General features: G+C 47.7%; 24 protein-coding genes and 1 rRNA gene. All 25 read right to left on the reverse strand.

What is annotated here, in order from left to right:
* Positions 1-235: 235 nt before the first annotated feature.
* Positions 236-601, reverse strand: a complete 366-nt coding sequence (gene crcB / locus ULO1_RS03325) for a fluoride efflux transporter CrcB (protein WP_079932984.1) — start codon at positions 599-601, stop codon at positions 236-238.
* 4 nt (positions 602-605) lie between these two features.
* Positions 606-1,007: a fluoride efflux transporter CrcB gene (gene crcB / locus ULO1_RS03330; RefSeq protein WP_078666256.1), complete on the reverse strand. Its 402-nt coding sequence runs from the start codon at positions 1,005-1,007 to the stop codon at positions 606-608.
* A 12-nt stretch (positions 1,008-1,019) separates the two neighbouring features.
* Entirely contained in the window at positions 1,020-1,448 is a 429-nt protein-coding gene (locus ULO1_RS03335; RefSeq protein WP_079932985.1) for a universal stress protein, read from the reverse strand.
* A gap of 60 nt (positions 1,449-1,508) precedes the next feature.
* Positions 1,509-1,667 (reverse strand): hypothetical protein, encoded by a 159-nt coding sequence (locus tag ULO1_RS14665; RefSeq protein ID WP_159073828.1) that lies wholly within the window; start codon positions 1,665-1,667, stop codon positions 1,509-1,511.
* Positions 1,668-1,670: 3 nt separating this feature from the next.
* Positions 1,671-3,608, reverse strand: a complete 1,938-nt coding sequence (feoB, locus tag ULO1_RS03340) for a ferrous iron transport protein B (protein ID WP_079932986.1) — start codon at positions 3,606-3,608, stop codon at positions 1,671-1,673.
* 17 nt (positions 3,609-3,625) lie between these two features.
* Entirely contained in the window at positions 3,626-3,847 is a 222-nt protein-coding gene (locus ULO1_RS03345) for a ferrous iron transport protein A (protein ID WP_307167151.1), read from the reverse strand.
* Between the two features lie 137 nt (positions 3,848-3,984).
* Entirely contained in the window at positions 3,985-5,913 is a 1,929-nt protein-coding gene (locus tag ULO1_RS03350; RefSeq protein ID WP_159071857.1) for a bifunctional 4-hydroxy-3-methylbut-2-enyl diphosphate reductase/30S ribosomal protein S1, read from the reverse strand.
* 97 nt (positions 5,914-6,010) lie between these two features.
* A complete protein-coding gene (locus tag ULO1_RS03355) occupies positions 6,011-6,595 on the reverse strand; it encodes a 1-acyl-sn-glycerol-3-phosphate acyltransferase (RefSeq protein WP_242946665.1) in 585 nt (194 codons plus the stop codon).
* A 1-nt stretch (position 6,596) separates the two neighbouring features.
* Positions 6,597-7,268, reverse strand: a complete 672-nt coding sequence (gene cmk, locus ULO1_RS03360; protein ID WP_078666261.1) for a (d)CMP kinase — start codon at positions 7,266-7,268, stop codon at positions 6,597-6,599.
* A gap of 80 nt (positions 7,269-7,348) precedes the next feature.
* Complete coding sequence (locus tag ULO1_RS03365) at positions 7,349-8,077, reverse strand: YgcG family protein (protein ID WP_079932987.1); 729 nt, start codon at positions 8,075-8,077, stop codon at positions 7,349-7,351.
* A gap of 14 nt (positions 8,078-8,091) precedes the next feature.
* On the reverse strand, positions 8,092-8,670 hold the full coding sequence (locus tag ULO1_RS03370) for a LemA family protein (RefSeq protein WP_079907736.1): 579 nt from the start codon (positions 8,668-8,670) through the stop codon (positions 8,092-8,094).
* Positions 8,671-8,839: 169 nt separating this feature from the next.
* Complete coding sequence (gene aroA, locus ULO1_RS03375; protein ID WP_143325400.1) at positions 8,840-10,144, reverse strand: 3-phosphoshikimate 1-carboxyvinyltransferase; 1,305 nt, start codon at positions 10,142-10,144, stop codon at positions 8,840-8,842.
* Positions 10,145-10,155: 11 nt separating this feature from the next.
* Positions 10,156-11,007 carry a prephenate dehydrogenase/arogenate dehydrogenase family protein gene (locus ULO1_RS03380; RefSeq protein ID WP_079907738.1) on the reverse strand — a complete coding sequence of 284 codons (852 nt, stop codon included), beginning with the start codon at positions 11,005-11,007 and terminating at the stop codon, positions 10,156-10,158.
* A gap of 5 nt (positions 11,008-11,012) precedes the next feature.
* Positions 11,013-12,029, reverse strand: coding sequence for a 3-deoxy-7-phosphoheptulonate synthase (gene aroF / locus ULO1_RS03385; RefSeq protein ID WP_078666265.1), 1,017 nt, complete (start codon positions 12,027-12,029; stop codon positions 11,013-11,015).
* Positions 12,030-12,064: 35 nt separating this feature from the next.
* Positions 12,065-13,147 carry a histidinol-phosphate transaminase gene (gene hisC, locus ULO1_RS03390; RefSeq protein ID WP_242946666.1) on the reverse strand — a complete coding sequence of 361 codons (1,083 nt, stop codon included), beginning with the start codon at positions 13,145-13,147 and terminating at the stop codon, positions 12,065-12,067.
* A 215-nt stretch (positions 13,148-13,362) separates the two neighbouring features.
* Positions 13,363-14,190, reverse strand: a complete 828-nt coding sequence (gene aroF / locus ULO1_RS03395) for a 3-deoxy-7-phosphoheptulonate synthase (RefSeq protein ID WP_242947894.1) — start codon at positions 14,188-14,190, stop codon at positions 13,363-13,365.
* A 1-nt stretch (position 14,191) separates the two neighbouring features.
* Positions 14,192-14,965 carry a tryptophan synthase subunit alpha gene (trpA, locus tag ULO1_RS03400; RefSeq protein ID WP_078666268.1) on the reverse strand — a complete coding sequence of 258 codons (774 nt, stop codon included), beginning with the start codon at positions 14,963-14,965 and terminating at the stop codon, positions 14,192-14,194.
* Positions 14,958-16,148 carry a tryptophan synthase subunit beta gene (gene trpB / locus ULO1_RS03405; RefSeq protein ID WP_200806926.1) on the reverse strand — a complete coding sequence of 397 codons (1,191 nt, stop codon included), beginning with the start codon at positions 16,146-16,148 and terminating at the stop codon, positions 14,958-14,960. Before trpB ends, trpA begins: the two co-directional genes overlap by 8 nt.
* Positions 16,149-16,150: 2 nt before the next feature.
* Positions 16,151-16,765: a phosphoribosylanthranilate isomerase gene (locus tag ULO1_RS03410; protein ID WP_159071856.1), complete on the reverse strand. Its 615-nt coding sequence runs from the start codon at positions 16,763-16,765 to the stop codon at positions 16,151-16,153.
* A 50-nt stretch (positions 16,766-16,815) separates the two neighbouring features.
* On the reverse strand, positions 16,816-17,733 hold the full coding sequence (locus ULO1_RS03415; protein ID WP_078666270.1) for a DMT family transporter: 918 nt from the start codon (positions 17,731-17,733) through the stop codon (positions 16,816-16,818).
* Positions 17,730-18,506 carry an indole-3-glycerol-phosphate synthase gene (locus tag ULO1_RS03420; protein WP_078666271.1) on the reverse strand — a complete coding sequence of 259 codons (777 nt, stop codon included), beginning with the start codon at positions 18,504-18,506 and terminating at the stop codon, positions 17,730-17,732. Before ULO1_RS03420 ends, ULO1_RS03415 begins: the two co-directional genes overlap by 4 nt.
* The gene (gene trpD / locus ULO1_RS03425; RefSeq protein ID WP_079907746.1) at positions 18,503-19,525 is read right to left on the reverse strand and encodes an anthranilate phosphoribosyltransferase; all 1,023 of its coding nucleotides are present in this window, start codon (positions 19,523-19,525) and stop codon (positions 18,503-18,505) included. The genes ULO1_RS03420 and trpD overlap by 4 nt, the downstream gene beginning before the upstream one ends.
* A gap of 19 nt (positions 19,526-19,544) precedes the next feature.
* On the reverse strand, positions 19,545-20,114 hold the full coding sequence (gene pabA / locus ULO1_RS03430) for an aminodeoxychorismate/anthranilate synthase component II (protein WP_078666273.1): 570 nt from the start codon (positions 20,112-20,114) through the stop codon (positions 19,545-19,547).
* Positions 20,111-21,493, reverse strand: a complete 1,383-nt coding sequence (locus tag ULO1_RS03435; protein ID WP_078666274.1) for an anthranilate synthase component I family protein — start codon at positions 21,491-21,493, stop codon at positions 20,111-20,113. The genes pabA and ULO1_RS03435 overlap by 4 nt, the downstream gene beginning before the upstream one ends.
* Positions 21,494-21,722: 229 nt before the next feature.
* A 5S ribosomal RNA gene (gene rrf, locus ULO1_RS03440) occupies positions 21,723-21,832 on the reverse strand; the annotation flags it as partial.

The raw sequence follows: 21,832 nt of genomic DNA on the forward strand, positions 1-21,832 counted from the left end.
CCCCGGCTCCACTTCGAAGACCGGTGAGCCGGGTAAATCTCCGGAAAAAACTCCCCGCACACAGTTATGCTAAATTTGTTCTTCTCGTGTTTCTTTGGCATTCCTGATCAACTCCCCGAAACCCTGCCGGACTTTGCTGCTTCTCCAATGGATAATAGTTCCATTTTTTTATTGTAGCAAAACAGTTAAATACAATCAATTATAGTCTAGTTTTCTGAAGCTGCTGCATACCTCCTTATAAGTTCATGGCAAGATAAAGACCAGCAAATCCACAAATCAGTCCAAAGCTAAAAGAAAGGAAAATATATAAAAAGGCAATCGAATATTTACCTTGTTTTAATAAAGAAATAAATTCATAATTAAGAGTGGAATAAGTAGTAAAACTGCCTAAAAAACCAGTACCAAAAGCAAGCACCACAGTTAATGGCAAATAATTTTTATAACCCAGAACAAGCCCCAGGGCAAAAGAACCTGAGAGGTTAATAACCATCGTGCCCAGGGGCAAGTCTCCCTGCCACCAGCGATTAACCCACTTGCCCAGCCAGTAACGGGAAAGCGCCCCTAAGGCCCCGCCAATTGCTACTAACAGCCACATTTTCATTCCTTTACTCCTTCTCCCTTAAGGTCTGGCCCGTAGTAGTTTCTGCTATAAACCAGCCCAGAAAGCCAGCAGCTGCTGCCAGAAAAGCAGTCATCAAAAGATAAGAAAATGCTGTTAAGTAATTGTGCTTTAAAAGTAAAGCAACATTTTCCAGCATAAAAGTGGAAAAAGTAGTGAAAGCACCAAAAAAACCAGTTGCAATCCCAAGACGCCAGTGAGCAGCTAACCCCCAGCTAGTTAAAGATTTTTGCAAGAAGAACGCCAGGCCAAAGGAACCCAGCAGATTTACAATTAAAGTCGCTGTGGGTATACCGATGATAGAAAAGCCCTGTGCCAGCTGGTTAACACTATAGCGAGCAACAGCACCTAGTAGCCCTCCCAAAGCTATCGCCAGTAGGTCTTTCACAATTGCCACCTCCTAGCGAATAACGCTAACTGGACAGGGTGCCTGATAAAGCAAGCGATGACTGACACTCCCCAGGACCATGCCTTTTATATTGCTCAATCCCCGGCCACCAACTACGATATGATCAAATCCCTCAGTTCGAGCATATTTGCTCAGCATTTCTGCCGCATCCCCTTCCAGGACACAGGTGGAAATTTTAATCCCCTTTTGGTTAGCCATGTTTTCTGCCTGGGCCAGGGTTTTGCTGGCTTTCTCTTTTAAAAAAGCATTATATTGTTCAGGGGAAAGGCCAGCAAACAAAGCCAGATCCCGACTAAATCCTACAACACAAACGGCAGTTAGTTTTATTTCTGGCTTTAGCACTGCTAATTCCAGGGCAAATTCCAGAGCCTTAAAACTATGGCTCGAACCATCCAAACCTATTAATATTTTCGATAACATCTCTATCTCCTCCCTGAAGTTATTGTATTATTATCTTTTCCCAAAGTCAAAAGGTCCGGCTTACTGGCCGGACCTTTGATTGCAACTGCCGCAGGCTCCACTGCAGCTACCAATCTGGATTAATACTTTGGCACAACGGGGACACTTCATTTCATTACCCTTTAGTTTAAAACCACACTGTGGACAGGTGTTAGAGATAATATTACATTCATGAGCCATAAATTACGCCTCCTCTCTCTGCGGGAGAAACTTTCCTAACAGAATGGCTAAAACCAGCATACTGCCGAAGAGCAGGTACCCTCCGGCCAGGCCCATTAGATTAAACAGCTGCGCCGTAAGACCTCCAATCAAAAAGGCAATAACTAGAACAGCCGGCCAGATAATCAAGCCTTCCTGTTTGCCCCTTTCCTTAAAAATAACCAGTGCAGAAGCAATACAGGGAACAAAAATTGTAATCGTAATTAAACCAGCTAACTTCTGTAGTGCGGTTAATTCCATGGAAGCAAAACCGGCAGCACCAAAATCTCGACGAACAAAGCCCATGATAAATGCTGTTGCCGCTTCCTTAGGCAAACTTAACCAGCCAACCGTTAAGGGACGCAACCAATCCTGCAACATTTCCAGTGCCCCGGTAATTTGCATAATGCTAATAATAAAGGCGCCAATTGCAAACAAAGGGGTAGCTTCTTTCAGAAAGTGACTGGACTTGGTTGCTGTCTTCTTTACTACATTACTCAGCCGCGGTAAGCGCATGGGAGGTAAGTCGATTAACAGATCAGTAGATCTACCCGGTAATAGCTTATTCAATAAAGTACCTACCAGAGCCAGAAGGGAAAAGATAGCCAGCACATATAATATTACAAATTTTGCACCTAATCCTGAAAGCAGTGCTACGATAACCCCCATCTGGGCAGAACAGGGAATAGCCATAGCAAGGAGGAAAGTCGCAATTCGTCTCTCCCGATCAGAACCAAGCACTCTGGTGACGATAGTGGCCATGGTGACACAGCCAAACCCCAGAATCATCGGGATAACCGCCCGTCCATTCAGACCAATGCTGGTCATAACCCGGTCGAGCAAAGTGGCGATCCGCGGTAGATAGCCACTGTCTTCAAAGATGGATAAGACCAGATAAAAGCCCACCACCAGTGGCAAAAGCAACCCAAAAATATAAGTGACTGTCATGGTCAAAATACCAAATTCACCGATTAAGATGGTACCCAGAGCTGAGTGTTCAGGGATAATACTACCAATTACCTGTCTAATCCAGGGTTCATAGAAACCCTGCATAATGGTTTCCTCTGTAACCCCTACAACATCCTGCGCAATAATTACACCGATAATTTCATACATTCCCCAGAGGGCCAATAGCAAAATGGGAATCCCTGTCAGCGGGCGGATACTCCAGCGTCCCAATCTGGTTGACCAGCTAATACCCTGGCTTGTTTCCCGCTGTACTTTTTCCACCAGCCGGTTAACCCGTTCTCTTCTTCTCCGGTATATTTCCTCCTGCAAATCTCCCGGTGACAGGCCATTTCTCTCCGCTACAATTGGGTCTCCTTCCAGAATTAAAAGAGCTTCTCCCTGGTGCCCCACTTTGGCTGTAATCCATTCCAGTTTATCCTGCAGCCAGGGGTCTATATATCCAGGTCTAGCCTGATTTAGTCCTTCCTGCAATTCTTTGAAGCCTTTTTTCTCAACAGCTACTGTAGGAAATACCGGGACGCCCAGCTCCCTGGATAATAGATCGATATCAATTTCCATACCATTTTTTCGGGCTTCATCAACCATATTCAAAGCCACAATCACAGGTACACCGGTATCTATGATTTGCTGGGTTAAAAACAGGTCTCTTTCCAGGTGAACAGCATCTACAACATTAATCACCAGATCTGCATCTAAAATAATGTCCCGCGCTATCCTTTCCTCATCATTAAAGGAGGAAATACCATAAACACCAGGAGTATCAATTACCACATCTTGACCATACCGACCATGGCTAATTTCCAAGGTTGTCCCCGGGTAATTAGAAACATCCACATACATTCCAGTAAAAGCATTGAAAAAAACCGATTTACCTACATTAGGATTTCCCGCCAGAACTATTTTCCTGGCTCCAGGCGGGATATCCAGTGCCAGGTTACAATGATGGCAATGCATAGAAATTCCCTCTTTCCTTAAAGAATCTCAACCAGAATTTTTTGCGCCAGTTGCCTGCCTACAGCTATCTCCTGTTTTTTGCGGCCGAGAATAATCGGTCCAGCCGGAATAATTTCTTCAACTGACACTATTTCCCCTTCACTAATCCCAAAGCGTAATGCCTGGGCCCGAACTACCGGATTATTAATACTATGTATTCTTACCTTCTGTCCTTTTTTCACCATATCCAGTGGTGCCAAATGGGCCACCTCCATTCACCTCGTTGAGAATGATATTCATTTACTCTATAATTATGATAGTTCATTTGTACTAAATTGTCAAGAGGTCACTAAAAAAGCATTGCCTTTTATATAAGGCAATGCTTGCATCAATCAAATTATGCCTCAGGAACAACTCCCTGAGCCTCTTTTAAGGATAAACTGATACGCTTCTCATCAGATTTTACGTCAATAACCTTTACTAAGACTTCCTGACCTGGCTGTACCACTTCGTCAGCTTTGGCCACCCTCCTATCCGCCAGCTGAGAAAGGTGAATCAAACCATCTACTCCCGGTTCTAACTCTACAAAGGCCCCAAAAGGAACTAACCGCACCACTTTCCCTTTTACAATGGAGCCAACGGTGTATTTTTTCTCTACTGTTTCCCAGGGACTGGGTAAAACCTGACGCCGACTTAAAGATATCTTTTCATTGGCCTGATCTATATCCAGTATTTTTACCTCAATTTCTTCCCCTTCTCTGATCACTTCAGCAGGGTGATCTACATGATGCCAGGCTAATTCAGAAATATGCAGTAAACCATCTATTCCTCCCAGATCTACGAAAGCTCCAAAAGAAGTAATACGGCGTACCTTTCCTTTCACGATTTGTCCAGGAGCAAGAGTAGCCAGTGCATTCGTCTTCTTCTGCAGCTGTTCTTCCTCAATCACTGCTTTCCGGCTGACCACTACTCTGGCTTTCTGCCGGTTAAATTCAATTATTTTGACAGCAACTTCCTGACCAACATATTTTTCTAGATTTTCCACATAACGAACATCAACATGAGAGGCCGGCAAAAATGCTCTTACTCCCAGATCTACCAGTAACCCGCCTTTAATTACTTCAGCCACCCGACCGGTTACTTTTTGTCCGGTTTTGTAGGCTTCTTCCAGGGTATTCATAGCCTTCATGGCATCAGCTTTTTGTTTAGAACAGACGATCCGCCCTTCCATATCCTCAACCTTTAGTACTACTACCTCAATTTCATCCCCAGGTTTTACATATTCTCTGGCGGATTCCACCGGACAACAGGTCAGTTCCCTTAAGGGAACGACAGCTTCTGATTTGGCTCCTATATCCACCAGGACTTCATCGTCACTTACAGACACCACAGTGCCTTTTAACTTTTGCCCCCGGCTAACCCTTTGGAATTCCAGAGCCTCATTGAGCAGCTGCTCCATATCCTGGGGATTTTGTTCTGTCTGTTCGTTCTGACGTATATCGGTCATTTTCTTGACAACCTCCTCTATGATCCAGTCAGGTGTAGAAGCACCTGCAGTTATACCGACCTTATCTACACCTTTAAACCAGTCGGTTTGAATCTCAGCAGCAGTTTCAATCGCATAGGTGGTGGCGCCTGATTCCCGGCAGATGGCTGCTAGTTTTTGAGTATTGGCACTATGAGCACCACCTACAACCAGCATAACTTCCACCTGGCTTGCTAATTCCCGTGCCGCCTGTTGTCTTTCTTCCGTAGCGTGGCAGATGGTGTTAAAAACCCTTACTTCCCGGCCAAAAGTCAGCAATTCTTTAACTACCGCCTGCAATCTGGCTAAAGGCTGTGTGGTTTGAGCCAGAACGCCAATTTTTTTCCCTGGCTTAATCAGTTGAAGATCTTCCGGTTGCTGAACTACAATCCCTTTGCCTTCGGTCCAACCGATGATGCCCTTAACTTCCGGATGTTCGGCTTCTCCTACCACGATAACAGTATATCCATCTGCTTGTAAAGAACGAGCAATTTCCTGGGCCTTTTTGACAAAAGGGCAGGTAGCATCAACTAGCTTTATCTTCAACTCTTCAGCCTTATTTAGAATCTCCGGGCCCACTCCATGGGAACGGATAATCACCACTTCACCAGCAGCAGAATCCAAATTTTCGATAACTTTTATTCCCTGTTCTTCCAGTTTGGCAACAGCCTGCCGGTTATGAATTAACGGTCCATAAGTGTATATTTGACTGCCAGTTTCCCGGGCTGCTGCTTCAGCCACCTGGATGGCTCGTTTCACTCCGAAACAGTAACCGGCAGCGCGGGCTAAGATAATTTCCAACCTGTTCACCCCTGGTTCTGTAAGTATAATTGTTTGTCCATTACCTCAAATTATTCTATTTTCGTCAGAAAAGTCCTGCATTTGCTTAAAAAAAATGTTATTTTTCCCTTAACCTCTTAATTTCAGCCATTATCTGCTGGGCAAATGCCTCCAGTTCCTCTTTGCTTACCTTGCTGCCTGCTGGCCAGGGCGGTTTAATCACCTGACCCACGCGAACAGTAATGGGAGCCAGTAAACGCTGGGTGTTGATTAAGGCCACTGGCAATACAGGAGCCCCTGTCTTAGCAGCCAACATAGCCACTCCCAGTTTGGGCTGTTGTAAATTGCCATCTTTACTGCGCGTACCTTCCGGAAAAATGCCAAAACAGTCCCCCTTCTCCAGGACATCCAGAGCCGCTCTGATCGCTCCCCGGTCACCTGTACCTCTCTTTACAGGAAAAGCGCCCAGATGCCGAATAATCCAGCTAAGTACCGGGACCTGAAACAATTCTTCCTTGGCCAAATAGCTTACCTTCCGATCAAAGGCACAGCCTACTACGACCGGATCCAGATTGCTGACATGGTTAGCAGCAATAATTACTGGTCCCTCTACCGGTAGATTCTTTTCCCCTTCCACTTTCCAGCACCTAACAAACCGTAAATAAGACCGACAAAGCATTCGGGCAAATTGATAAAAATCCACCTTATGTATTCCCTCCCAAACGTTTTAACAATTCATTAACCACTTCTTCGATGGTCATTCCGGTAGTATCAATAATCTGGGCATCTTCTGCCGGTTTAAGGGGAGCAATCTCCCGTCCGCTATCCATTTTGTCCCTTAAAGCCATTTCCTCTAAGAGACTCTCAAAGCTCTGGGTATAACCTTTGCTTTTTAACTCCAAATAGCGGCGGCGGGCCCGCTCTTCCAGAGAGGCAGTCAGAAAGAACTTGTGCTCTGCCTCAGGCAATACCACCGTGCCGATATCCCGACCATCCATTACTACCGGCCACTTTTCTCCCAGTGCCCGTTGCCAAATCGTTAGCTTTTCCCGCACAGCCGGAATACGAGCAACCTGAGATACCGCCTGACTTACCTGAGGCGTTCGGATGGCGTCACTGACATCCTCCCCATCTAAAATCACCCGCAATCCTTCAGTTGCTGGGATCAGGTCCACCTCTGTTTCTGTTAGCATATCAGCGATTTCCTTTTCATCTCCCGGATCCAACCCCTGTTTTAAAACCTTCAGGGTAACTGCCCGGTACATTGCCCCTGTATCTACATATAGATAACCCAGTTGCCGGGCCAGCAAACGGGCAATGGTGCTCTTGCCGGCACCAGCAGGTCCATCAATGGCAATTTGTTGTAGTTTGCTCATCACTCAAACCCCTCTTTCTTCTCTCAGCTATTATAACAAAAACCTGCAGTCAAAGAAAAGAAAAAAGGGGCATTTTGCCCCTACCAGCGCTTTTCTGCTCCACCACCGCCCGATGAGCCGCCGCCAAATCCTCCTCCGCCCCGGCGACCTCCGCCAAAAATAGCCGCATAGAAAAACAAATCCATCAACAAGCGGGTAATCCGGGCGCGGTTGAACAGTACATCCAGTAACAACAAGCCAGCGATAATATAAGCGATAGTAATGTTCTTCCTACTCTCCTTTTGCTCCGGTTCAACAGGCTGTACCAGGTTTTTTACCTGATATTCACGAGCAACTTCCTCTACCAGACGACGGTAGCCATTTTCAATACCCCGATTATAATCGCCCTGCCGGAAGTATGGCAAAACTGATTCATCTAAAATGCGTCCCGCTTTCCCGTCGGGGATGGCCCCCTCCAGCCCATAACCAACTTCGATTCTGACTTCCCTTTCATTGGGAGCGATGACGAACAGCACGCCATTATTGTGTTCCTTACTGCCAATCCCCAGTCTTCTGAATTCTTCGACTGCTATCTGGCTGATAGGTTTACCTTCCAGAGATGGCAGAGTCATCACAACTACTTGAGCCCCAGGAGTGGCCTGTTCTAAAGCAGCTCCTAGTTGATTGATGCGCCGGGCCACCTCTGGAGATAGAATCTCAGCCCGATCCTGAACATAAATGTCCGCCGACCAGGCAGTGTTAAATATTGCGATTAGAAAAGAAAAGAGTAATATCCAAACGGGGAGTACACGGCGCCAGCTTATCCGCATGCCATTTGCCCCCTTTAACTTTTACCAGAGCCAAAATCCACTTTAGGTGCCTGCTCAGCTCCTGGCTGAGCCTGGAAAAATTCTTTGGCATTAAAGCCAAATACTCCTGCTACCAAATTGGTTGGAAAACTTTTCAGATAGGTATTGTAGGCCTGGACAGCTTTATTATAATCCTGGCGGGCCACGGCGATACGATTTTCGGTACCTGCCAGCTCATCCATTAATTGCCGGAAGTTAGCATCTGCCTTAAGGTTAGGATAATTCTCAACTACCACCAGCAAACGGCTTAATGCGCTATCCAGCTGAGCATTAGCTGTTGCTGCTTCCGCCGGTGTTCTGGCCCCGGCCAGGCGGGATCTGGCCTCAGCAATATTGCCCAGTACCTCTTTTTCATGAGCAGCATAACCTTTAACTGTTTCTACCAGATTGGGAATCAGATCTGCCCGCCGCTGCAGCTGGTTTTGCACTTGAGCCCAGCTGCTTTCCACTTGCTGTTCCATCGTTACCAGGTTATTATAAGTACTGCTCAGACTCATACCCAGAACCAGTACAATCCCCAGTATTACCAGAACAGGAATCCACGCCTTTTTCATAAACAATCCCCCTTTTTAAAGTAAAATAAAGAGACCTTTACCCCTTGTGGAGCAAAGGTCTTGCTGCTAAGGCCAAAACCGGGGTCTAACCCGAGTTGACGATTCTGGCTCCCTGTAGTCAGGGCGCTACTCCCCATTTGCTAATTATATTATATTGATTTTTCTCCTCTCAGTCAAGATTGGCTCCTAATCTTTGCAAACTGGAAACAAAGTCAGGATAGGAAACTGGAATTGCTTCACAACCCGAAACAGTAGTAGTCCCATGCGCTACCAGACCAGCAATTAGCAAAGTCATTGCCATTCTATGATCATGGTAGCTTTCTACCCGGGCTCCCTCTAGTTTAGCCCCGCCTTCAATTATCAAGCCATCGGGCATTTCTTCGATGGTAGCTCCCAGTTTGCTCAGTTCCCGGCTTATAGCAGCCAGACGGTCCGATTCCTTGACCCTGAGCTCTGCGGCATCCCGGATTATGGTCCGACCACGGGCCACCGCTGCCGCCAGAGCCAGTACAGGAATTTCATCAATCAATCTGGGAATAAGCTCCCCTCCTATTTCTACACCCTGTAACTCCGCCGATTCTACCAGCAGGTCTGCCACCGGTTCATCGCCAAATCGGCGATAATTCATCAGTTGAATTCTGGCCCCCATTGCCTGTAAAACATCAAGAATACCGGTACGAGTAGGATTGACACCCACCTGTTTTAAATAAAGGCTGCTATTGGGAATGATACTGGCAGCTACCAGCCAGAAGGCTGCGGAAGAGATATCACCCGGTACCTGTACTGGAACAGCCTGCAATTTCTGTCCGCCCTCAACCCAGAGCCGGTTTCCTTCCTGCCCTATTTCAACACCAAAAGTGCGTAACATTCTTTCCGTGTGATCCCGGCTGACAGCAGGCTCCTGTACCTCTGTTTTCCCTTCAGCCCGCAGCCCAGCCAGCAACAGAGCAGATTTCACCTGCGCACTGGCCACAGCGGAAAGGTGCTGACAGCCAACCAGTTTACCGCCCTGGATGGCCAGGGGAGCCAGCTTACCCTGACTTCGGCCCTGAATCTGGGCTCCCATCTTTTGTAATGGCTCAGTTACCCGGCCCATAGGTCGCCGCCGAATCGAAGCGTCTCCTGTCAGGACGCTGAAGAAATCCGTGCCGGCCAGAATGCCCAGCAGTAGCCGCATGGTAGTACCGCTATTGCCCACATCCAGTACATCAGACGGCTCTTTTAATCCCTGCCAGCCACGCCCATGAACCTTCAGGGCACCTGGTCCAGTTTCCTCGATCTCAACTCCCATCTGGCGCAAACAGGACACTGAGCTGAGACAGTCAGCCCCGGGCAAAAAGCCGCTGATTTCAACAGTGCCTTCTGTTAATGCTCCCAGCAACACTGCCCGATGGGAAATGGACTTATCTCCCGGAATCATCAACTCGCCTTTGATCTCTGCACTGGGTCCTTGAACTCGAATTTGCTCTACCATATCCTTCATCCTTATCCCATATTTTGCCGGTAAACCCTGGCTTGTTCCAGAAGCATACTCAACCGTGTCTCGTCGGTATTACTCAAGGCATCTTTAACTGTTGTTAAAAAGACCTGTAAATCATCAATAGCTGCCAGAATTTCTTCCCTATTGGTCAAAAATATATCCAGCCACATTGGCACCGGACTACCAGCAATTCTGGTCGTATCCCGTAATCCTGGCCCGGCCCATCGTAATGCCTCCTGCCCCAGAGCACATACTACATTGTGCAATAATCCCCCTGCTACCAAATGGGGTAAGTGGCTTAGGCGGGCTGTGATGCGATCATGGTCCCTGGCGGTAATCAGGCGCTCTTTAGCGCCAACGGCCTGTACCATCTCCCTGACCAGCTCCAGGTGTTCCGGACCACAGTTCTCTCCTGGACAGAGAAACCAGGTTGCCCCCTGAAAAAGTCTGGCAGAAGCTGCTGCTATTCCCTTTTTTTCTGAACCGGCCATGGGATGACCGCCAATCCATGCTGTTCCCCGGGGTAAGCAAGCTGCAATCTTCCGTTCCAGTTCCCCTTTAGTAGAACAAAGGTCGGTTAACACCGCGCCCCGGGCCAGGCTGGCTGCCACCGATTCCACCAGTTGCATAGCTGTTCTGACTGGCACTGCCAAGACCACCAGATCAGCAACAGCTACAACTTCAGCCAGTTCCTCCCCAATCTCAATCCCAGGTATTAACCGGGTAGCTTTTTTTCTTACTTCCGGGTCAATATCCCAACCCCTGAGCTGCCAGCTGGTATTTTGACTTAAAGCACTAGCCAATGAGCCGCCCATTAGGCCCAGTCCAATAATGGCTATCTTGCGTACTACTGTCATCGCCTTCACCCCAGCTCTTTTCCCAGTGCTATAGCCAGTTTTCTTACTTGTTCCACCAGATGGGCAAAATTTTCCGGAGTCAGGGACTGGGGTCCGTCGGAGACAGCCTCACTCGGATTAGGATGCATTTCAATCATTAACCCATCAGCACCTGCTGCCAGTCCTGCCAGCGCCATTGGAGTTACCAGTTTCCATTTACCTGTACCATGGCTGGGATCCACCAGAATGGGCAAATGGGAAAGTTGACGAGCAAGAGCTACCGCATTCAAATCCAGGGTATTACGGGTAGAAGTCTCAAAGGTACGGATACCGCGTTCACAGAGAATAACCTGGAAGTTGCCGGCAGATAAAATATATTCCGCTGCCAGCAGCCATTCTTCAACGGTAGCACTCATCCCCCGTTTTAATATAACCGGCTTACCAGCCCTGGCTACCTCCTTCAGAAGCAGGAAGTTTTGCATATTGCGGGCTCCGATCTGCAGAATATCGGCATATTCGGCCACCAGCTCCAGAGAGCGAGGATCCACCACTTCCGTAGCCACCGGCAGGCCGGTTTCCGCTCGCGCTCGGGCCAGTAATTTTAATCCCTCTTCTTCCATGCCCTGGAAGGAGTAGGGGCTAGTACGAGGTTTATAAGCTCCCCCGCGCAAAATACTGGCTCCGGCGGCTTTGGCCAGTCGAGCTGCCGTTAAAATCTGCTCCTCCCCTTCCACCGCACAGGGGCCGGCAATAATCTGCACTTTTCCTCCGCCAATCTGGACATCCCCTACCGTTACTACCGTATCCTGGGGATGAAAATCCCGGCTGGCCAGTTTATAAGGCCGTAAAATTGGTACAACTCGTTCTACCTGGGGTAAAGCCTCCAGAGCCAGACTGGCTGCCAGTTCCCGGTCCCCGATGATGCCCAGGATGGTTCGTTCAATCCCCTGGGACAGATGCACCCTTAGTCCTGCTCGTTCGATCATTTCAATAACCTGATTTTTTTCCTGCTCTCCTGCCTGGGCAGTTAACACAACGATCATCACTACCATCCTCCCATCCTGCTATTTAGTAACAATTAGCTATTAATTACTTCCCTTAAAGCCTGGATAAAGCCTTGATTTTCCTCCGGCAATCCTACTGTGACCCGCAACCAGGTTCCCAGTCCTACATCCCGCACTATATAGCCTTTGCGCAAGAGTTGCTGAAATACTTCAGCAGCCGGACGCCCTACATTAATCAGAACAAAATTGGTATAGGAAGGTACGTATTCCAATCCCAGCTTCTCCAGGGCCGTGTAGAAAAACTGTAATCCCTGGGCATTTAACTCCCGTACCCTTTCCAGGTGGACCTGATCTGCCAGAGCTGCCCGGGCAGCCGCCTGGGCCAGAGCATTCACATTAAAAGGCGGCCTAACCCGTTCCAGGTTTTGCACGATTTCCGGTTTGGTTAAAGCATAACCCACCCGCAATCCTGCCAGTCCATAGATTTTGGAGAAGGTGCGCAAAACAATCACATCCCTGCCCTGGCGCAAATAGTCCAGGCCATCGGGATACTCTTCATTATTGACATATTCATAATAAGCTTCATCGAAAACTACCAGCACTCCTGCCGGAACCCTGGCCATAAAGGCAGCTACTTCCTCTCTGGTCACCATAGTACCGGTGGGATTATTGGGATTGCAGAGAAAAATCATCCTGGTTTTTTCAGTAATCGCCTGAGCCATAGCGGGTAGGTCATGTCGCCAATCAGCCGTCAAAGGTATTTCAACCGGCACTCCCTCCATCATCCTGACCACAGGCTCATAGCGGGGAAATGACGGTTTGGCCATAATCACTTCATCCCCAGCTTCCACATAAGCCAGAGCCAGCAGCTGAATCAGTTCATCGGAACCATTGCCTAAAGCGATCTGTTCAATGGATACCTGCCAGTGTTTAGCCAGGGCCTCCTTCAGATAATAACCATTTCCATCCGGATATAAATTGGTTTTGCCGGCTTGATCCACCATGGCTGCAATAGCCTTTGGTGAAGGCCCGACCGGATTTTCGTTGGAAGCCAGTTTGGCGACCCGGGTAAGTCCTAGCTCCCGCTGAACTTCTTCAATTGGTTTTCCCGGCACATAGACTTTAATTTTTTCTAGAGATTTCCTTGCCTGCACCACACTCTCTTCCCCCCTCTGTAGAAATTTGGCAAAAAGGGCACCCCTGATAGGAGTGCCCGCTGATGGACGGAATGTCCCCATCTGCGTTATTGTTTTCCTCCTACCTGCCTTCCTACCAGTTCTAGTAAAATCTTTACAGTCTACCATCCTACCCAGCAACTACATTGAAACTTACTTTGCTTCATCTTACCATAATCCCATAAATTTTGTAAAGACTAAATTGCTATTTCCCGTCCAATAGCCTGCGCAATCTTCTGCAAATCCTGCATCAGTTTATGAAAGTTAGCCGGAGTAAGAGACTGAGGACCATCACAGAGAGCTTCTGCTGGATTGGGGTGAACCTCAATCAGCAAACCATCTGCTCCTGCTGCAATCGCTCCTTTAGCCATAGCCGCTACCAGCTGCCAGCGGCCGGTAGCATGGCTGGGATCTACAATTACGGGTAAATGGGAAACTTCTTTTACTACCGCAACTGCACTTAGATCCAGCGTATTGCGGGTTGCTGTCTCAAAAGTGCGGATTCCCCGTTCACAGAGGATGATCTGGTCATTCCCCTGGCTCATTATATACTCGGCAGCCAGTAACCATTCTTCAATAGTAGCTGCCAGGCCTCGTTTCAATAAGATCGGCTTCCCAATTCTACCAGCTTCTTTTAAAAGGGCGAAATTTTGCATATTCCGGCTGCCAATTTGCAAAATATCCGCATATTCAGCTACCAACTCCAGATCCCGGGTGTCCATGACCTCGGTCACTACAGGCAAACCGGTCTCCCTTCTGGTTTCAGCCAGCAACTTCAGGCCTTCTTCCATCAAGCCCTGAAAAGCATAGGGAGATGTTCTTGGTTTAAAGGCACCGCCCCTTAAAACCCTGGCCCCGCCTTCTTTAACGGCATAAGCAGCAGCCAGCAGCTGTTCCTTGCTTTCCACGGCACAGGGCCCAGCCATCACTATTATTTCCCTATCCCCGACTTTCAGTTCCTCATTTAAGGTTACAACGGTGGCCTGGTCCAAATGCTGTCTTGCCACCAATTTTAATGGAGTCATTTCAACTTCCCTCCTCATCTCCCAGGGCAGCCTTTAACTCACCAATATAAGCTGTCAATTCCCTGAGGGCCCGGGGAGATGTTCCATCTTCTATTAACTTTTTCATCACAGCACTACCAATAACAACCCCATCACAATAGGGCTGAATTTTTTTTATCTGTTCAGGTTTATTAAAACCAAAACCTACAACTACAGGCAGGCCAGAATTTTCCTTGGCGGCCACAAGAAAGTCCGTTAATCTATTCGACAAATGCGTTCGAATTCCTGTAGTGCCGGTTACAGAAATGCAGTAAAGAAAGGGTTCTTTCAGTTTCCGCATCTCCTGCATCCTGGCCACCGGCGTTGTGGGTGCTGCCATAGGAATCTGGGCTAGGCCGTAGGGCTTGAGTATGGGTTCCAACCAGTGGCGTTCTTCCAGAGGAATATCTGGCACAATCACACCACCAATCCCTGCTTCTACCAGCCTTTCTCCTGCCTGGTCTAACTGTAAAAGTGGATTGGCGTAAGTCATAAGCAAGAACGGCACTGTTCTTAGCTCCACTGGTAAGTTTTTTAAACAATCCAGTACTTTTTCCGCAGTTGTTCCAGCCTGTAATGACAGTTTGGCTGCTTCCTGAATAACCGGCCCATCAGCACTGGGATCGGAAAAAGGCAGCCCCACTTCGATCAAATCAGCGCCACCTTCCAGTACAGCTGCCAGAATTTCAGGAAAGAGCTCCATGCGGGGATAACCAGCCGTGAGATAGATGATTAAATTTTTCTTAGCTCTAAGCATCTACCTCACCTCCTAGTTGCTGGAGTGTATGGACATCTTTATCGCCTCGACCTGAAAGACAAATAACCATAATTCTATCAGGTCCAAGTTCCCGGGCCAACGGCAGTGCACCTGCAATAGCATGAGCACTTTCCAGTGCGGGTAAGATTCCTTCCGTCCGACATAGCAATTCCGCAGCCTGTAATGCTTCCTGATCGGTGACTGCCAGGTAGCGGGCCCGCCCGGTTTTATGCAGAAAAGCATGTTCTGGACCTACCCCCGGGTAATCCAATCCCGCTGATACAGAATGTGCTTCCAGAATTTGACCATGAGCATCCTGTAATAAAAAGGTCCTGGCTCCATGCAAAACTCCGGGACGACCACAATTTAGTGTTGCCGCATGTTGCCCCGTAGCCAAACCTTTGCCTGCAGCTTCCACTCCATATAAGGCTACCTGAGTGTCCTGTAGAAAAGGATAAAATATGCCCATAGCATTACTGCCCCCACCGACACAGGCCACAATAGCGTCAGGCAACCGCCCTTCTTTGTCCAGTATTTGTCTTTTTGTCTCCTCCCCGATAATTTTTTGAAATTCCCGAACCAGGGTTGGATATGGATGAGGGCCTACCACCGAACCGATGATATAGTGACAGTGTTCAATTCGGGTAACCCATTGCCGCAAAGCCTCATTGGTGGCATCTTTAAGAGTGCAGCTGCCACTTTGCACAGGCACCACTTCAGCCCCTAAGAGCTGCATCCGTAAAACATTCAGCTGCTGTCTTTCTACATCTTTTGCCCCCATATAAACTGTACATTTTAGATTCAACAGGGCCGCCGCAGTAGCTGTCGCTACTCCGTGCTGGCCTGCCCCTGTCTCGGCTATAACCTCTTTTTTCCCCAGTTTTCTGGCCAGCAACGCCTGACCCAGGGTATTATTGATTTTATGACTGCCTGTGTGGTTCAAATCTTCGCGTTTAAGATAAATTTTAGCCCCACCAGCCAGCTTCGTCAAGTTAGCAGCATAATACAGGGGAGACGGTCGCCCAACATAATCCCTTAACAAATAATTTAACTCTTCCCAAAAAACCTTATCCTCTTTGATCGCAAAGAAAGCATGTTCCAGTTCCTGTAAAGCAGGAATTGCCGTTTCAGCCACAAACCTGCCGCCAAAATTTCCGAAATACCCTGCTCTTGCCATTACCATAGCTAAAACCTCCTTATGATTGCGGCTACCCTGGCCATTTTTTCAGCATCTTTGATTCCAGGCTGGCTTTCCACCCCGGAATTTACATCCACCAAATCGGGTTGAAAGATTTCTAATAATTTGGGGATGTTTTCTGCATTTAAGCCTCCAGCAATCCAAACTGGTTTGGGCAACCGCAGGTTTTGTAAAACCGTCCAGTCAAAATTCTGGCCTGATCCTCCCCGGTTATTGTCCAGCAGTATAGCTTCCACTACCTGTAGAAAAGGTTCCAGTTCCTTTCGCAGTTGACTGCCATCGCGATAAACCACAGACCAGGCCTTGACTGCTGGCCACTTTAAGGCAGAGCAATAGGCCGGGCTCTCCCGCCCGTGAAGCTGCAACAAATCCAGATTCAAATCCCGAGCCAGATTGTAGGCCTCCGTAACAGGCACATCAGCCACTACCCCCACTTTCCAGCAAGAAGAAGGGACTTTTTCCAGAATGGCCCGGGCTTGTTCCAGGCTAACCCTTCTTTTGCTTTCAGCTCCAATGATGACTCCGATGGCGTTAGCACCGAGGTAAACTGCCTTTTCTGCGTCTTCTACCCTGGTAAGACCACAAACTTTGAATTTCAACAAAAAAATCCCTCCCCAAAGGAAAGAGAGGGTGAAAGACTGATTTAGTTCCCTCATCTCTCCTCAACTCTGCTCTCCTGAGCTATGCTAATACTTCCTGAACTCAAAATAGCGACTGCCAGCATGATAGCTAGCCCCCCACCGATTTGAGAGAGGCTGAGCCGCTCTCCCAGAAACCAGAAAGCGGTCAAGGCGGCAACCACCGGTTCCAACATGGAAATTATCACTGTCTCTGTTGCGGAAATACGTTTAAGGCCGGCAAAATAAAGGCCAAAAGGAATAATAGTAGCGAAAAGGGCAATGTAAATAAAAAACGCCACTGTTTCTACAGAGTTTACCTGGGCCAGCAGCCGCCTGGGACTGTTGATTAGCCACCAGGGTAAGCCCCCAGCCAGCAAAGCCCATCCCAGGGTAGTCCAGGGGGTATATTTCTGTAAAACCTGTTTGCCGTAAACGGTATAGAACGCTGCTGTTACAGCAGATGCCAAACCGGTAAGTAATCCATCCAGAGGAATGCCCTCTAAACTTAGTTCCGGGCCCATTATCATTAGTGCGCTCCCGGTAATCGCCAGGATTAAAGCTAAAAGGCCCCGGAAATCCGGTAACTGTTTCTGCCAAACCCAGGCATACAGAGAAACCAGGACAGGGGAAAGATATTGCAGGAAAACGGCCAGGGCCACATTAACCCTGCTTACTGTATAGAGATAAGTGAACTGCACACCGGCCATCCCTAAAATCCCAAGAATAATGATTTTGCCATAATCCTGTCTCTCAATTTTAAGCAACTGTCTCTGCTTGATTGCCAGCCAGGCCAATAACAGCCAGGCCGACAAATTCAACCTAATCTGGACCAAAATCAGGGGATCTACCTGTTTATTAAAGAAATACTTGGCAACTGTTCCTGAAAAGCCCCATAAACCAGCAGCCAGTACTACCATGAAAGCCCCTTTTAAATGTTGATTCGTAATCATTCCCTCCTGCAATCCAGTATTTTTCTGATCACTTCCCCTGGTTCTTGACTGCGCATTAAACGGGTTCCGATTAATAATCCATCTGCACCAGCCGACAGCAATACCTTAGCATCTTCGGCCGTATTGATACCACTGGCGGCAATTACTTTTCTACCCTGGCAGAAAGGAAGCAAGTGCAGGCTACGTTTGAGATCCACCTCTAAAGTAAACAGATCCCGGTTATTAATCAAAATAATTTCTCCATCGGTCTGCTGAACCAGTCCCCAATCCCTTTCATCAAAAATTTCCAGGACCGGCTCAATTCCGACTTGACGACAGCAGGCAACCAGCCTTTGCAAGGTACTCAGATCCAGCAAACGAACTATCAGCAACAGTGCATCAGCTCCGGCCTTTCTGGCTGCATAAACCTGAGCCGGATAAAGGATAAAATCCTTGGCCAGAATCGGAAGCCTTACATGTTTTTTTATTTCAGTTAACAGCTCCAGGTCTCCTTGAAAGAATTCCGGTTCAGTGACAACGGAGATCGCTGCTGCTCCGTTTTGTTCATAAGCCTTTGCCCGTTCAACTGCCTCCTGGCGTAAACCAAGGGGGCCGGCACTGGGGGATGCCAGTTTAATTTCTGCCAGCAGAGCCGGTTTTGTAGCAAAAATTGCTGAGAAGGGGCGTGATTCAGGCAAATCCCTTATACCTTCTTGCCTATAAATGGCGCTTGCTTTTCCCCATCTGGCTTCCACATTGGTTAGGATCTTTTTTAAAAAAGGCGCCTGTTTCACATAGCCACCTCCCTGACCCCAATCTCAGCCAGATAGTTAGCCACTCTGCCTTGTAATATCGCCTCACGGGCTATCCTTACACCCTCTCTCAGGTCACTGATCGTTCCAGCAACCCAGAGGGCCAGCGCAGCATTGGCCACTGTAGCTTCCAGAAGCGGACCTGCCTGGGGTCGGAAAAAGAGGTCCAGTAACATTCTGGCATTTTGCCGCTGGTCCCCACCCTTCAAATCCTGCAACTGACAACCAGCTATTCCTATTTCCTCCGGCATCACGGACTTAATGGTTATTTGTCCATCCTGGACCAGAGCCAGCAAATTTTCCCCAGTGGGTGAGAATTCATCCAATCCGTCTGCTCCGTGGACAACCACTCCTCGCTTCCTTCCCAGCTCTACCATTACTTCAGCAAAGGGTTTAACCCAGCTGGTTGCAAAAACCCCAATCACCTGAGCCTGAGGATGTGCCGGGTTACAAAGAGGGCCCAGCAAGTTAAAAACTGTTCTTACCCCCATTTCCTTTCGCACAGGCATCACTGTCGCCAGAGCTGGATGATAAAAGGGAGCGAACAAAAAGACAAATCCCTGTTCTTCTAAAATCCTGGCTGCCCGTTCCGGTTGATTGGGCAAAGGCAAACCCAGTTCCTCTACCAGATCGGCACTGCCACAGCGACTACTTACGGAACGGTTACCGTGTTTGGCTACTGGTATCCCCAGGGCCGCTGCCACCAGCGCTGCTGCTGTCGATAAATTAAAGGTACCGGCTCCATCCCCGCCAGTGCCACAGGTATCAATGACCAGGGGTAAATTGTGTTTCACCGGGCGAGCAAAACGCAACATGGCCCTAGCCAGAGCCGCCACTTCCTCCGGCCGTTCCCCGCGCAAACGCAGCGCAGCCAGCACAGCCGCAATTTGAGCCGGCAAAGCCTGCCCGGTAAGAATCAAGCTCATAAGCTCTTCAGCTTCCAGTGCGGTCAATATCTGTCCCTGTAAAATTTTCTCCAATAAATCCTTGACTCTACTCAACTCTCCTCAACTCCTTATCCTAATAACTCATCTTCAGAAAATTGCGTAATAAGTCCTTGCCTACTTCGGTGAGAATGGATTCAGGATGAAACTGTACTCCTTCTACTAAAAACTCCTTATGTCTAATCCCCATGATCTCTCCCTGGGCTGTTTCTGCGGTAATCTCCAGACAATCAGGCAAAGTCTCTTTTTCCACAATCAGAGAATGATAACGGGTGGCTATAAACGGGTTGGGCAATCCGGCAAAAACCCCCTTGCCATCGTGATATATTTCAGAAGTCTTACCATGCATCAGTCGCTCTGCCCTGACCACCTTACCTCCAAAAACCTGGCCGATGGACTGATGTCCCAGACAGACTCCCAGGATGGGGATTTTACCAGCAAAATATTTAATCACATCCAGGGAAATTCCGGCTTCATTGGGAGTACATGGTCCAGGACTGATGACAATATGTTGCGGCGAGAGATCTTCTATTTCTTCAACCGTAATTGCATCATTGCGAAATACCCTGATTTCCTCCCCCAGTTCCCCCAGGTATTGAACCAGATTGTAAGTAAAAGAATCGTAATTATCAATCATTAAAATCATTCAATTTTTACCTCCCAGCCAAGTGCTTTAAACATTGCATTGCCTTTATGAATTGTTTCCCAGTATTCACGCTCGGGATCAGAATCAGCCACAATCCCTGCTCCTACACGAACCTGGGCCTGATTTTTCTGCATAACAATAGTTCTGATCGCAATACAGGTATCAATATCGCCGGCAGAACTAAAATAGCCAATTGCTCCAGCATAAAGCCCCCTGCCATCGGCTTCCAGCTCATTAATTATTTCCAGGGCTCTTACCTTTGGAGCACCACTTACTGTTCCTGCCGGAAAACAGGACCAGAAGGCATCCACACTATCATACTCATCCCCCAGTTCACCATGTACAGAAGAAACCAGGTGCATGACATGAGAATATTTTTCGATTTTATAAAAATCTTTCAACCTTACAGTCCCGGAACGGGCCACTTTGCCGATATCATTTCGACCCAGATCAACCAGCATTAAATGTTCTGCCCGTTCCTTCTCATCCCCTAATAATTCTGCTGCAATCTTGCTGTCTTCTACATCAGTCCGTCCACGAGGTCGCGTCCCGGCGATCGGGCGCGTTTCAATCCATCCATCTTTTACCCTTACCAGCATTTCCGGTGATGATCCTATAATCTGGTAATCACCCATTTGTAAATAATAGTGGTAAGGGGAAGGATTAAAATTGCGTAGATCTCTGTACACATCTAAAGGCTGACGAGTAGTTAACCCGTAAAAAGGCTGAGATAGAACTACTTGAAAGATATCTCCTGCGCTAATATAGTCTTTAGCTTTTTCCACCATATTTAGAAAATCCGCTTTTGCATATAAAGCTTTAGCTGGCTGGATTGTGGGATTCTGCTTGTCCTTAGACAGAGCAACTGCCTGAATCTGTTTAAGTTGTTTGATGATTTCCTCAACCTCGCGGTTTAAACCCGGGCTGTTAACAATTACTTTGCATTGTTTTTCCTGTCTATCAAGAATAATCACGTTTCTGGGTCTTAGCAAGATCGCGCCAGGAAATTGAAAAATGTCCTTTTTCCGCCCACACTCGTTCAGCCGGTGCTCTTTTTCCCGATAGGCCATATCGAAGGAAATACAGCCCACAAATCCATTATAAAATGGTTCAAGTTCTTTTAACAGGGGAAATTTATTCTTTTTTAATAATTTCGATAATTCTTCCCTATCATCTGCAAAGATATACTCTTCACCATCCCAGCCGATGATAGTATAACGTGCCAGTTTCTGGGGTCCTTCAGAACTCTCCAGCAAAAAACCAGTTCCTGAACCAACTAATTGTTCAAAAATGAGAGATGGGTCCTGTAACCAGTGATCTTGCGCCGCAATTATTCTGTAAGCAGGCAAATCCCACTGAGATTCCTGAACTGGGTACAAAAAAATCTCCTCCTTTCGAGGAGATGAAGATAGCCAAAAAAGCCCATACCAAAAAGGCTGGGCTTTCTTTCTAACCCTTTCCCTTCTCGGCTCTCCTCATCTCTCCTCAACTCATCCATGCTCAATGATATTTAGTTGTATATATATTACCATCGTACAAGTTTTTAAGTCAATATGCTTACGAAATAATATAAAAATCACCCCTGAACATATCGTTCAGGGGTGAATCGTCCGGCAGCGACCTACTCTCCCAGGACCCTGCGGTCCAAGTACCATCGGCGCTGGTGGGCTTAACTGCCGTGTTCGGTATGGGTACGGGTGTTGCCCCACCGCCATTAC

This window comes from Carboxydocella sp. ULO1, from assembly GCF_002049255.1.
Lineage (GTDB): Bacteria > Bacillota.

Coding starts and splice junctions, on each gene's coding strand:
- aroA (WP_143325400.1), bottom strand. CDS start 10,144: ATGGTAGAGCAAATTCGAGTTCAAGGACCCAGTGCAGAGATCAAAGGC.
- pabA (WP_078666273.1), bottom strand. CDS start 20,114: ATGATTTTAATGATTGATAATTACGATTCTTTTACTTACAATCTGGTT.
- cmk (WP_078666261.1), bottom strand. CDS start 7,268: ATGAGCAAACTACAACAAATTGCCATTGATGGACCTGCTGGTGCCGGC.
- ULO1_RS03365 (WP_079932987.1), bottom strand. CDS start 8,077: ATGCGGATAAGCTGGCGCCGTGTACTCCCCGTTTGGATATTACTCTTT.
- aroF (WP_078666265.1), bottom strand. CDS start 12,029: ATGATCGTTGTGTTAACTGCCCAGGCAGGAGAGCAGGAAAAAAATCAG.
- trpB (WP_200806926.1), bottom strand. CDS start 16,148: ATGGTAATGGCAAGAGCAGGGTATTTCGGAAATTTTGGCGGCAGGTTT.
- crcB (WP_079932984.1), bottom strand. CDS start 601: ATGAAAATGTGGCTGTTAGTAGCAATTGGCGGGGCCTTAGGGGCGCTT.
- feoB (WP_079932986.1), bottom strand. CDS start 3,608: ATGCATTGCCATCATTGTAACCTGGCACTGGATATCCCGCCTGGAGCC.
- aroF (WP_242947894.1), bottom strand. CDS start 14,190: ATGACTCCATTAAAATTGGTGGCAAGACAGCATTTGGACCAGGCCACC.
- ULO1_RS03370 (WP_079907736.1), bottom strand. CDS start 8,670: ATGAAAAAGGCGTGGATTCCTGTTCTGGTAATACTGGGGATTGTACTG.
- ULO1_RS03335 (WP_079932985.1), bottom strand. CDS start 1,448: ATGTTATCGAAAATATTAATAGGTTTGGATGGTTCGAGCCATAGTTTT.
- ULO1_RS03415 (WP_078666270.1), bottom strand. CDS start 17,733: ATGATTACGAATCAACATTTAAAAGGGGCTTTCATGGTAGTACTGGCT.
- ULO1_RS14665 (WP_159073828.1), bottom strand. CDS start 1,667: ATGGCTCATGAATGTAATATTATCTCTAACACCTGTCCACAGTGTGGT.
- trpA (WP_078666268.1), bottom strand. CDS start 14,965: ATGCTTAGAGCTAAGAAAAATTTAATCATCTATCTCACGGCTGGTTAT.
- ULO1_RS03380 (WP_079907738.1), bottom strand. CDS start 11,007: ATGACAGTAGTACGCAAGATAGCCATTATTGGACTGGGCCTAATGGGC.